Annotated in this window: 9 protein-coding genes; all 9 read right to left on the bottom strand. The window is 69.8% G+C overall.

Going from position 1 to position 12,275, the window contains the following annotated elements; all coding sequences use genetic code 11:
* Positions 1–15 precede the first annotated feature (15 nt).
* Genes GFH49_RS29365 through GFH49_RS29405 form a run of 9 tightly spaced genes read right to left on the bottom strand, consistent with a single transcriptional unit; the run spans position 16 to position 12,156 of the window.
* Positions 16–696 (bottom strand): 4'-phosphopantetheinyl transferase family protein, encoded by a 681-nt coding sequence (locus GFH49_RS29365; protein ID WP_155059078.1) that lies wholly within the window; start codon positions 694–696, stop codon positions 16–18.
* A 15-nt stretch (positions 697–711) separates the two neighbouring features.
* Positions 712–1,758, bottom strand: a complete 1,047-nt coding sequence (locus GFH49_RS29370; protein WP_155059079.1) for a C45 family autoproteolytic acyltransferase/hydrolase — start codon at positions 1,756–1,758, stop codon at positions 712–714.
* Positions 1,755–2,369, bottom strand: coding sequence for a GNAT family N-acetyltransferase (locus GFH49_RS29375; protein ID WP_155059080.1), 615 nt, complete (start codon positions 2,367–2,369; stop codon positions 1,755–1,757). Before GFH49_RS29375 ends, GFH49_RS29370 begins: the two co-directional genes overlap by 4 nt.
* 2 nt (positions 2,370–2,371) lie before the next feature.
* Positions 2,372–2,635, bottom strand: coding sequence for an acyl carrier protein (locus GFH49_RS29380; protein ID WP_155059081.1), 264 nt, complete (start codon positions 2,633–2,635; stop codon positions 2,372–2,374).
* Positions 2,625–4,154 (bottom strand): AMP-binding protein, encoded by a 1,530-nt coding sequence (locus GFH49_RS29385; protein WP_196218160.1) that lies wholly within the window; start codon positions 4,152–4,154, stop codon positions 2,625–2,627. The genes GFH49_RS29380 and GFH49_RS29385 overlap by 11 nt, the downstream gene beginning before the upstream one ends.
* Entirely contained in the window at positions 4,151–7,471 is a 3,321-nt protein-coding gene (locus tag GFH49_RS29390; RefSeq protein WP_155059082.1) for a non-ribosomal peptide synthetase, read from the bottom strand. The genes GFH49_RS29385 and GFH49_RS29390 overlap by 4 nt, the downstream gene beginning before the upstream one ends.
* Entirely contained in the window at positions 7,468–9,747 is a 2,280-nt protein-coding gene (locus GFH49_RS29395) for a class I tRNA ligase family protein (RefSeq protein WP_230396557.1), read from the bottom strand. The genes GFH49_RS29390 and GFH49_RS29395 overlap by 4 nt, the downstream gene beginning before the upstream one ends.
* 28 nt (positions 9,748–9,775) lie before the next feature.
* Positions 9,776–10,840, bottom strand: a complete 1,065-nt coding sequence (locus tag GFH49_RS29400) for an NAD(P)/FAD-dependent oxidoreductase (RefSeq protein ID WP_328288299.1) — start codon at positions 10,838–10,840, stop codon at positions 9,776–9,778.
* Positions 10,837–12,156 (bottom strand): lysine N(6)-hydroxylase/L-ornithine N(5)-oxygenase family protein, encoded by a 1,320-nt coding sequence (locus GFH49_RS29405; protein ID WP_155059084.1) that lies wholly within the window; start codon positions 12,154–12,156, stop codon positions 10,837–10,839. Before GFH49_RS29405 ends, GFH49_RS29400 begins: the two co-directional genes overlap by 4 nt.
* Positions 12,157–12,275: the final 119 nt, after the last annotated feature.

Genomic DNA, 12,275 nt, shown 5'->3' on the forward strand with positions numbered 1-12,275 from the left:
CGCACCGGCCGGGATTCAGCAGACTTGTGCGTGCCGGTCCGTCCTACCGCGAGGCGCGAGCATCCTGGCCACCTCGCCCCGGACGACGACGGCTACGACAGCTGCGGGTGCGCCGCCCCGCGCGGGCAGCACATCCGTACGGCCAGACCAGGCGTCCGATCCTTCGCCGCGGATGCCGCGCAGGGCGACCTCACCAGTGGCCTCGAACAGAAGATCAACATCTCGTGCGCCGCGGAGCAGGCCGCGGCCAGTCGCCTTGACCGCCGCCTCCAGGAGCGTCCACGCGGGGAGGAACGACTCGGGGCCGGCGGCGGCCGGAAGATCAGGGTAGACGGTGGCGAGGACGTCCAGGGGAGTCGGTACCGGCCGCTGCCACTCGATGTCCACGCCGATGGGCCCGCTGCCGGACACCCCGAGCAGCAGCAGGCCCTCCGAACGCGACCAGCTGATGTGCAGCCCCGCATGGTCCGGCAGATACGGTTTGCCGCCCGGCAGATACGCGATGCGTAACTCAGCCGGCGGAACGCGCAGCCGCTCCCCCAGTAGACGGCGCACGGCCAGCCGGGAACGCAGGAAACGGCGTGTCAGGAGCGTGTCCGCGAACTGGGCACCGCGCCGCCGCTCCGCCTCCGTCAGGGCGCCCTCAGCTGCCCAGACCGGTTCGTTCGCGTCCAGGTCCACCAGCCATGTATGCACGTGACCGCCCCCTGCCTACAGGCTGAAAACCTGTGTCCGTGACAGTGCCGGGTCGCCGGGGCGTACGTGCAACTCACCGCGATCGGGCAGCAGAACGACGGCGGCGACGGTGCGTTCGGCGCGGATGTCTCCCCGGTCCGGTACACGGATCGGAGACTGGGACAACAGCGCGAAGTGCTCCTCCGGGCCGGCGCCGGGGGGCAGTTCGCCGAGTCCGGCGGCGGCCGCCTTCAACCTGCGGACCGACGAATTGCGGGCGAAGACGTTGATCTCGTCACCCGGTACGAAATCGGGATGCAGGAAGTGGTTCGTGTGCGCCACCTCCGCGTCCTCGATGGTCCTGAGCTCATCCCCGAGGACCTCCACGCAGACTGCGCGTCCCCGGTCGCACAGCACGAGCGTGCGGGAGCTGGCGAGCGGCAGGGTGCTCAGGATCTCCAGGGCCTCGGTGACGTCCCGTGCCGTGTCCAGGAGATGGCGGATCGCGAGATAGGGCGGCACTCCTGGGCGCCACTCGCCGCCCAGGACCAGGTTGAGGCCGACCGCGAGGCCGTCGCTGTTGAGGCCCAGATACCCGAGCAGGCCACCGAAGCTGAGGACGAGCGAGCGGCGGGGCGAGTCACCGCGGGCGATCTCCAGGACGCCGATGTAGTCGTCCAGATCGCCGTTGAGGTCGATGGTCTGCGCGAGCACCGGCGAGCTACGGGCAGTGCGGGCGTACGTCGTGCAGTCGCCCGCGGTCGGCACCTTGCGATAGCCCATGATCTCCCGGCGCAGCTGAAGCAGCCACGCCTCGTCCTCGGTGATCGCGGCGCCGGAGGCGAGGCCCGCGACCTCCGCCGCCTGGGCCGGCAGGGCCGCCGCGACCGCCGCCCGGTAGGCGGCGATCGACGGCAGCAGTCCGTCCTGGGTGACCGGCTCCGGCATGACCTTGTTCAGGCGGCAGAGCGAGTCGTCGAGGAACGCGCGAAGCGGACCGGCGAGGGCCTCGCCATGGGCGCGTCCGACAGTGAAGGGGTCACCGGACGCGCGGATGAAGGGGATGCCCCCGCCCACGGTCATCCGACGGCGTCCAGCTGGGAGACCTTCGGCTTGGTGGCGAGCTCCTGTTGGACGCGCGGCCATTCGGCGCGCAGCACGCTGTAGAAGATCGCGTCGCGGCGGCGGCCGCCGGGCATGTAGTTGAAGCTGCGCAGGGTGCCTTCCTCGACGGCCCCGATGTTGCGCAGGCCGCGACGTGCCTGGGTGTTGAGGATGTCGGTCTTGAACTCGACCCGCTCGGCACCCAGCGTGTCGAAGGCGTGTTCCAGCAGCAGGTATTTGGCCCAGCGGTTGATGCCCTGGCCCCGGAAGTCACGGCCCAGCCAGGACCAGCCGATCTCCAGGCGGGCGTCGGCCTCGGCCATGTTGCCGTAGCTCATGCTGCCCGCGACGCGGCCGCTCGCCCGGTCGGTGATGACGTAGACGACGCGGCGGCCGGCCGCCTGGTCGGCGAGGCAGGCGTCGAAGAATTTCTCGAAGTCGGCGTCGGTCTCCACGGCGGAGACGAAGTAGCGCCAGATGTCGGGGTCCATGGCCACGGCCCGTACGTTCTCGCGGTCGGCCTCGACGACCGGTCGCAGCTGGACATGCTCGTTCTCCAGGACCGCTGCCGCGTTCTGTGTCCAGGTCATGGTCAGGCCACCTTGTTCGTGTGTCGGGTCAGAGCCTCGGCGACGCTGCGCAGGGTGCGCATCTCGGCGAGATCGTGTTCGGTGAAGTTGGCGAGGTCGACGTCGGTCGCCTCGCACACCTCGGTCAGGAAGAGGACCTTGTTGAGGGAGGTCAGGCCGTAGGTGCCGGCCATGTCCGCGTCGAGGTCGAGGTCGTCGGGGCCGACGGGCGGGTTGAGCACCGCGGAGAGATTGTCCCTGGCCGCGCTTTCGATGTCAGGCCGCATGGATGCCTTCCTTGCTGTCGTGGATCTCGGCCCGGTAGGCCTCGAGGATCTGCTTGCGTTTCGGCTTGTACTGGGAGGTGAGCAGGCCGCCTTCGATGCTGAACGGAGCCTCGCTGACGACAACCCTGCTGATCTGTTCATCCTTGGCCAACGAGGCGTTGGTCAGGGCGAGTTGGGATGCGATGGCATCTCGGTCGGCGGGTACCGTGGCCGGGGAGACGACGGCGACCAGGTCGGTCTGCGCAGGGCAGAACAGGACGCACTCGGCGATGGCCGGGCTGGTGCGCATGCTCTCCTCGATCGGCCGGACCACGACCTTCTTGCCGTTGTCCAGGACGATGACGTCGTCGGCCCGGCCTCGGATGAAGAGGAAGCCGTCCTCGTCGACGTACCCGAGGTCGCCGGTGCGTACGGTGCCGTCGGGGCCGAAGACCCGCTCGGAGTCGCCGGGGGCGGCGTACTCGTAGCCGTAGCCCACGGGGTGATCGCTGCGGACGCTGATGACGCCGTCCTCGTCCACCAGCACCTCCTTGCCCCGCAGCACCCTGCCGACACTGCCCGCACGGCTGGCACCAGGGTGGTTCTTCGTGACGATGCAGGTTTCGTTGAGCCCGTAGCCCTCGTAGATGGGAAGCCCGGCCTCGGTGAAGAAGCTCAGCATCGTCGCGGCGGCGGGCGCGGAGCCGGTCCACAGGTAGCGGACGCGGTCGCCGAACATGCGGCCGGCGGCCTGCTTGAGGGTCTCCGTGCCGCCCGAGCGGCGCAGCCGTGTCTCGATCTGCCGCTTGGCCGTCTCGTAGAAGGCGGGTACGCCCATGACGACGGTGGGCCGGGTGCGTCGCAGCGCCGCGTAGGCCGCCTCGTAGGTGCTGACGGTGACGTCGTGGCCGTGGGCGAGCGCGGAGTAGATCCAGTAGCGCTGCTGGAGCAGTGACAGCGGCAGGAAGACGAACAGGTCGTCCCCCGGCTTGTGCTCGAAGATCTCCTGCACCGCGGCCAGTGAGCTGTCGATGCTGCCGACGGTCGCGGCCAGACCCTTGGGCGTACCGGTGCTGCCCGAGGTGAACTTGATGGTCGTCACGTCGCGCGGTGCCCAGGTGACAGGGGGCAGGAGCTCGGCGTCCAGGTCGTCCGGCTCCTCGGCGAGGGCGCGGACCTCGCTGATCGGCAGGGTCCCGGAGGCGTTCGTCTGCCGGTCGGTGAACAGCAGTGTGACGCCGTAGCGCTCGGTGAGCTGGTCGTCGGGGTCGAACTTGCCGGGTTCGAAGCCCGCGGTCTCAGCCTTCAGGCGCAGTGCCGCGAGGTCGAGCAGCACCCATTCCAGGCTGTTGGCAGCCAGGATGCCGATCCGGTCGCCCGGTCCGATACCGCGGGCCCGCAGCCGCCGGGCCAGCCGGCCGGCCATCTCGTACAGCTCCGACAGGCCGATGCTCCACGTACCGTCGAGCCGGGCGAAGGAGATGCGTCCGCTGATCGGCACGGTGGAGACGATGTGATTGATCGTCGAGTGGTCGGTCACTGATCTTCCTCTCGGGGGGCGAGGGCAGTGGCCATGGCCCGGACGGTGTCCATGTCGGCGAACATGTCGAGTGGGATGGTGACGCCGAACCGCTTGCGGACGGCGGTGAGGATCCGGGCCGCGGCGATGGAGTTGCCGCCGAGGGCGCCCAGGCTGTCGTGGACGCCGACCCGTGCCCCGCGCAGTACCTGGGACCAGATCCCGACGAGGACCTTCTCGGTGTCCGTCGCGGGTTCGCCGCCACTGCCCGTCCCGTCGGCGGCACGCGCCGTGTCCTCGAAGGGGACGTCGGCGAGCTTTCCCCGGTCGACCTTGCCGTTCCTGGTCAGCGGCAGTTCCTCGTGCCAGATCACGGCTGTGGGGACCATGTAGTCGGGCAGGTCGCGGCGCAGGGCGTCGCGCAGTTCGGCCAAGCCGGGCCGCCGCTCACCGGCCGGCACCAGGTGGGCCACCAGGCGGTCGCCCTGGGCGCCGGGGCGTCCGGCGACAACGGCCTTGGCCACGGCTTCGATGCCGACCAGCCGCGTCTCGACCTCGCCGGCCTCGATGCGGTAGCCGTTGACCTTGATCTGGAAGTCACTGCGGCCGAGGATCGCGATACTGCCGTCGGGCAGATAGCGGCCCAGGTCTCCGGTGCGGTAGAGGCGTTCGCCGCGGTGGTCGTCGTGGAGGAACCGCTCGGCGGTGCGCGCCTCGTCGCCCCAGTAGCCGCGGGCCAGGCCGGTGCCCGCCGCGCAGATCTCGCCGGTCACCCAGTCGGGACAGTCCAGCCCGTCCCGGTCGAGCACGTAGGCACGGTTGTTGGCGTTCGGGCGGCCGTACGGGATGGACTCGCTGCCGTCCTCGTCGGGGCCGACGGGGTGCAGGATGTTCCAGATCGTCGTCTCGGTGGGCCCGCCGAGCGAGATGACGTCCACGTCGGGCTTCAGCTGGCGCAGCGCGGCCGGCAGGGCCGGCGGGATGCGGTCGCCGCTCATCATCACCAGGCGCAGCGACGGCGGGACGGTGTCGTCGGCGACTGCCTGGTCGTGCAGCAGGGAGACGATGGCGGGCACCGAGTTCCAGACGGTCACTCCGGTGCTCTCGCACAGCTCCAGCCAGTGGGCGGGGTCGGCGGCCCGGTCCCGGTCGGGCATCACCAGGGCCGCGCCGGCCGACAGCGCGCCGAAGACATCCCACACCGACAGGTCGAAGTTGAACGCGCTGATGGCGAAGAACCGGTCCCTGGGCGCGATGCCGAATCGCTTGTGGCAGTCGGCCACGACGTTGGCGACATTGCGGTGGCTGACCATGACGCCCTTGGGCTCACCCGTGGTGCCGGAGGTGTAGAGCACATAGGCGAGGTCGTCGGGGCAGGAGCCCGGCAGCGGGACGGGCAGGTCCTCCGTCTGCTCGGCGTCGGTGATGTCGAGGTGCAGCACCTGCCGTTCGCCATCGGTGTCCTGCCAGCCGGTGTTGGTGAGTACATGGCGCACCCGGCCGTCGCGCAGCATGTAGTTCTGCCGCTCGGCGGGCAGTGCGGCGTCGACAGGCAGATAGGCGGCGCCGGCCAACGCGGTGGCGAGGATGCCGACGATCTGCTCGGGCCCGCGGCTCATCACCAGGCCGACCAACTCGTTGCGGCCGACATTTCCCGCGCGCAGCCGGGCCGCCGCGGCCGCGGCCCGGCGCAGCAGTTCGCCGTAGCTGACCTGGCGTCCCGAGGTGATGACGGCGGGCGCGTCCGGGGTGCGTTCGGCCTGGGCACGGAACGCGTCGCCCAGCATGGTCTCGGGCAGGGGCACGGCGGTGTCGTTGGCCTCGCGGCGCCGTTCGCGCTGGGCCTCGGGCAGCAGGTCGAACGTGTGGCGCTGCCAGGCGGCCTCGTCGACGAGCGTGTCGAGGAGCGTGCGGTAGCCGTGGGCGAGATCGTCGAGCAGGCCCTTGGGGAAAAGCTCGTCGACGCCGTCGAGTTGGACGACGAGCCCGCCGTGCTGTTCCATCGCGAAGGCGTTGAGCCACACCTGGGGGGTCTGGCTGACGGTGAACACCTCCGGCCCGAACAGCTCCAGTGCGGAGCCGTCGATGTCGCCGCCCACATGACCGATCGCGCTGTTGAACGTGAACGGCATCCGGGCGCCGGCCACGCCGCCACGTCGGCGTGCCAGTTCCTGCATGACGTCGCTGCCGGAGAAGTGCCGGTGATCCAGGTCGCGCCGCAGCCTGGTCTGCAGGGCGCGGGCCCGCTCCTCGAAGCTGCGGGCCCTGTCGACCTCGATCTCGACGAGCATGGTGTCGGAGAAGTTGCCGATGGCCTGGAAGACCCGGGGGTGCATGGGCGGGCGGTTGGCCACCGTGGTGTTGAGGGTGAACCGCATGCCGCCGCCCCAGGTTGCCAGCGTCTCGGCGTAGGCGGCGAGCAGCAGCGCCGAGGGGGTGAGCCGGGCGTGGGCGGCCCGCTCCTTCAGCGCGGTCCACGCCCGTTCACCCAGGCGCACCTGCCGCTGGGAGAAGCGGGTGTCGGTCACCGCGGACGGGCTGGTGCGCAGGGGCAGGTCCGGGTGCGGGGCGAGGTCGTCGACCCGTGCAAGCCAGTACTCCCGCGAGCGGCGGGCCGGGGCCCGGTCGCGGGCGGACTCCAGGGCCGCGACGTAATCCGCGTACGGCAGCTCCTGGGGCGCGCCTTCGTCGGTGCCGTCGCGGTAATGCTGCCACCAGGCATGGAAGAACAGGAACATGCTGATGCCGTCCATGACCAGCCCGTCGTGGCTGACATGGAGGACCATGCGGTCTTCGGCGAGGATGGTCACATCAGCGGCGATCAGAGGCACCTGGTCGGCGGCGAGCACCCGATGGGAGCGTTTCTCGCGCAGTTCGCGGCGGATGCGGTGCTGTTCCTCGGGGCTCTCCCGGCTCAGGTCGAGGCGGGGGATCCGGGGCCGGTACTGACGGAACTCGGTGATCTGACGGTCGTCGCCGACGAAGCGGGAACGCAGCGCGCTGTGCGCGTCCACGACTGCTTCCAGTGCGGACTCCAGGCGATCGACGTCCCACACGCCCTCGATCTCGTGATAGACGTGGCTGGCCACATCACCGATCTCGAAGATGCCGCCGCGACCGAGCAGATAGGCGCGCTGGAGGGTAGTGAGCGGGAAGCCTGGGCCGTGTCGCTCCTCCTCGGTGAGGTGGGCGATCAGCTCGTTCTTCACGCTCTTGATGCGGGCGATGAACTTGGGGTCCATGCGCTCGCGGCCGCCCTGAAGCCGCAGGTCGTTGCCGGAGAGGGAGACTGACAGGCCGCGGCTTTCGATCTCGCGCAACACCTCGCGATAGCTCATCGAACCTTCGCCTCCGCGAGTGCGGCCAGGGCCGCCGGCTCGGCGCGTTCCTCGATGATCGTGGCGAGGGAGTTGATGTCCTGGCTGCCAAGGAGCTCCTCGACGCTGACGTCCACGTCGAGGGTTTCGAGGATCTGGTACTGGAGGGTGACGGCCTGTAGAGAGCTGGTGTTCAACTGGCTGAGGTCGTGGTCGCTGACCACCTTGTCGTCGGGGAGTTGGAGCACGGTCCGCACGAGGCCTCTCAGCCACGGCTCCAGCTGCGGGCCTATGTGTGTCGGGGAGGGAGCTGCCGGGATTCGCGTCGGGCGGAAGAAGACGGCGTCCGCGAGGCGGATCTCGCTGTCGGGGGCGACGAGCTCGACGGTGCGCGGCCAGGTGGTCGGCTCGGGCATGCCGAGCATGTCGGCCAGGTGTGCGGCGAAGCGCGGCATGACGGGGGCGGCGGCGTGGGCGAGGAGGCGGGCGGCGGCCAGTTCCAGGGCGATGGCGGTACGGGTCTCGTTCTCCCAGCCCGCGGTCTCGGCGAGGAGCGACTCCTGGCGCGAGAAGCGCAGGGTGTCGGTGACGATGCCGTCGAGTTCGGCGGCGGCCTGGTTCAGGGAGAAGCCGTCGGAGCCCAGCGCGTCGGTGACCGCGGCGAGTCGGGCGCCAAGCCGGCCGAGGAAGGCGGAGTGTTCGGGTGTCCAGTTCCCGGCGTCCGGGGCTGTGCCTTCGTAGCGTTTGGCGATCCGGGAGCCGAGGTCGTTCAGCCAGGTCTGCCAGGTGCCGATGAGGGTGTCGGTCAGAGCCGACTCGTAGGCCGCGCGCTGGAAGTTGGTGCGCGTCCCCTCGGGACGGGTGGCTGCGAGGAAGTAGCGGACGGAGTCGACGGAATCGGGGCCGAGGATCTCCTTGCCCCAGATGGCGTGGCGCCGGCTGGTGGAGAACTTGCTGCCTTCGAGCAGGTAGAACTCGTTGACGTGGTAGTCGATGTCCGGTGTCCAGCCCGGGAACGCGAGCCGGTACAGGGCCGGGTAGAGCACCGAGTGGTAGAAGCTGTTGTCGTAGCCGAAGAAGTGGACGATCTTCCAGTCCTGGCTGGGCTCGGCTGCCCGCCAGTTCTCGCCCAGGCGGGCGCCTAGGGCCTGGATGCCGTGCAGAAAGCCGTACGACATCTCCGGCCACACCCAGATGACCTGGCCGTCCACGTCGTTCCCAGCCGGGGGGACGCCCCAGGAGGAGGGGTGGGTGAGGGGGATGTCCAGGCTCGGGCGGTTGAAGAGCCGGTCGGCGAGTTCCCGCAGTCGTGCCGGGACCCGGCCGAGGTGGTGGTGGGCGGCGATGTCGCCCTGGAAGGTGTGCAGGGGCAGGATCCACCGAGCCATCGGGCCGCGGCGGGGGGCCGCGGCCGAATGCGTGGAGGCGGGCTCCACAAGATCCGTGACGGTGTTGGGCTCGCCGCACTCTTCGCAGATGTTGCCGCTGGTGCCCGAACCGCAGCCCGGGCAGCCGCCCTTGACGTCGACCTCGTAGAGGTACTGGCCGTTCTCCGCGTCGAAGAGCGCGTCGGCCTCCGTGACCTCGACCGTACCGGAGGCGACGACACGGGAGAAGAAGTCCTGCAGGCCGACCCGGTAGGCGGGGTCGTCATGGGTGACGGTGTACTGATCGGGGGTGATGTCCATCAGCTCAAGGGTCGCGGCTATCTCGGCGCTGTAGTGGGCCGCGGTCTCGGCGGGTTCACGGCCCTCGGCGCGGGCGGCGGCCGGCACGTAGCTCTGGTAGTCGTCGCTGCCGGTCAGATGCCAGGCGTTGGTGCCGTTCATCCGCTGGTGCCGGACAAAGACGTCGGCACCGAGGTAGGGCCCGGAGAGATGGCCGAGGTGGAGATCGCCGTTGGGGGTGGGCGGGGTGGAGAAGACGAAGACCGGCCGCTCGCCGAAGGTCTTGCGTTCGGTGTTCCGCGCGGAGGCCAGAGCGCGTCCGGCGTCGCGCCAGTACTGGGTGAGGAAGACGAGATCTTCGTCGCCGGTGTTCTCCAGGACGTGGGACTCGAAGGGCTCGAAGAGCGCCACCGTGCCGGGGGCGGCCGGGTGCCGCCGCCCGTCGACGATGAACTCGCCACGGCCCGCGACGATCACGAAGAACTCGGTCTCGTCGTGCTGATGGCTGTCGGAGGCCCGGCCGGGGGCGACACGTCCCCAGCCGGCGCCCGTGCCGAGGCCTTCGATGCTGCTCATGTCGATGCCGAACGCCTTGGAGAGTGCGGTGTCGTCGTAGGTGTTGATGATCACGTCGCGTCCTTTCGCTGGGACGGAAGTCTCACTGGGACGGAAGGGGGAGCAGATCGGCGGTCTCCGCCGCGATGGCGGGGCCCAGCCGGTAGCCGGAGCCGTTGGCGGCGCCCGCGAAGACCACGCGCCCGTCATCGGTGAGCGCGCGGACCAGCGGCTCGAAGTCGGGCCCGTACGCGTCGCAGAAGACGCGGCCGGAGGTGCAGTGCTCCACCAGGTGGGGGGCGTACTGGCGCAGTGTGGCGAGGGCCGCCCTCCGATCGGTCGGCGACAGGCTCGCCGGCACCGTGTCGGGGTCGACGTCCCACTCCTGGCAGGTGTAGCTGAACAGCCAGTGGCCGCGTTCGTGGTACGGCAGCAGGAAGGCGTCCTCGTCCTCGAAGACGATGGCCTCGTCGTCGGCGGTCGGCGGAATCTCGATGTGCAGGGCCACGACCTTCTTCACCCGGGCGCCGAGCGGGGCGACGAGTTCCTTCCAGGCAGGGGCAGCCAGCCATGGGCCGGGGGCGAGGACCACATGCCCGGCGGTGAGCGCGTCACCGGTGCCGAGCTCCAGACGCACCCCGTCCGCCACAGGGACCACGCCGGTGACCTGAGCCCCTTCGCGGAACTTGGCGTGCGGACGCAGCTCGCGGGCCAGGACGTGGCTGAGGGCGTGGACGTCCGCGTACTGGCAGCCGTCGCCCTCCCAGGCGCTCATGCCGTCGGGCAGCGCCGCGACGGCCGCCGGGAGTGCCGCCGTAGGCCGCAGTTTCGCCTCGGGCAGATAGGTGCCGCGCAGCCGGGTCTCCTCCGTGGTGGGGGAGACGACCGTCATCCGCAGGCTGTGCAGCGGCAGTTCCGGGCGGGCGCCCTTGAGCTCGGCGTACCACTGCTGGCTGTACGAGGCCATGCCGCGGACGCGTGGTGTGGAGCCGCGCGGGAAGTGCAGGCCGGCCGAGCGGCGGGTGGCGCCGCTGCCGATGGCGTCCCGCTCCAGCAGGGCCACGGAGGCGTGCGGATCGCGGGTGAGGATCTCCCGCGTGATCAGGCAGCCGAGCACTCCGCCGCCGACCACCGCGTAGTCATGGTCGGTGTTCCGCGTAGTCATCATGCCCCCCACGGCATCTTGGTGCCGGTCTTGGTCGACCATTCGATGAAGGACGCCAGCTGCTCGTTGCTGCGCGCGCCTGACAGCCGGTCGGCGATGCGCTGGCTGCGCCAGGCGTTGAGGCTGAGGTTGGGGTCGGCGAGGCCGCGCTGGCCGCGGGCGGCGTTCTGCACGAAGACGCTGCGGTCGGCCGGGCCGTCCCAGCACACCGCGTAGTCCTCGTCGATGCGCAGCTCGTCGCCGTCGCGTTCGAGGCGGTGGGCGATCGGAGCGAGGAAGTCCGTGGCTGCGGGCCGGAATCCGGTGGCCCATACGACGACGTCCGCCTCGAAGTGCTCCCGGGCTCCGGGCTCGTCGTTGTGCCGGACGGTGATGTCCCAGCCGCCCGCCGAGCCGGCCTCGACTCCGACGACCTCGCGGTTGGGATGCAGCCCGACCAGGTCGGGGTTGCCCTCCACGAAGCGGTGGACGTATATGCGCTGGTAGATGTCGCGCAGCGTGGACTCGGAGATGCCGTCGCTGGTGAGGATGTGCTGGGCGTTGAACGCGGCGCGGACCTCTGTGCCGAGGCTGTAGAAGTAGTCGGAGTGGTCGGGCATGTAGTAGTCGTTGGTGAACGGCGAGTCGTCGATGGGGAAGTAGTTGCGGCGCCGCGATATCCATGAGACCCGCCGCGGCAGTTCGGCGCCGGAGCGGGAGATCAGGTCCGAGAAGGCCTCGGCGCCGGACTGACCGCCGCCGACCACCACGACCCGCTTGCCCCCCAGGTTCCGGGCCGAGGTCACGAAGTCGTTGACGTGGAACTGGGTGGCGCCGAGGTGGCCGCGGCCCTGCTCCGGCACCCAGGGCTGGTTGCCCACACCGACGACGACGTTGTCGGCGGTGACGGTGCGGTGGTCGGTGCGGACGGTGAAGACACCGTCGAAGCCGACCTCCTCGACCGTCTCACCGAAGACGATGTTCTCGTTACGCCGGCTCGCCCAGGCCAGGTAGTTGCGGAACTCCAGGCGCGGCACGTCGTCGAACTGGGCGTTGAGGAAGTGGTACACCCGCCCCTGGTCGTGCAGATAGGCCAGGAAGGAGAACGGGGACTTGGGGTCGGAGAGCGAGACCAGGTCCTTGAACATGGAGACCTGCAGGGTCGTGCCGGGTATCTGCTGGCCGTCGTGCCAGCCGAAGGACTCCTTGCGGTCGATGAAGAGGTTGCGCACCTCCGTACGGCTGTGCAGCAGTGACGCGAGGCTCAGGTTGGCGGGTCCCACACCAACCCCCACGCAACGGTAGTGCGTGGAGTCAGGCGTGGTTTTCTCGTGCCCCATGGTCGGATCTCTCCTTCGGACTGGTGCCGGCGGCATGCAACTAAAGAAATGCCGGATATGGGATGTGAAAACATGATGAATTGCACAGAAAACGGCATGCCTGGTTGCCGTTGACGGTG

Source organism: Streptomyces blattellae, assembly GCF_009709555.1.
In the GTDB taxonomy this organism is placed as follows: domain Bacteria; phylum Actinomycetota; class Actinomycetes; order Streptomycetales; family Streptomycetaceae; genus Streptomyces; species Streptomyces blattellae.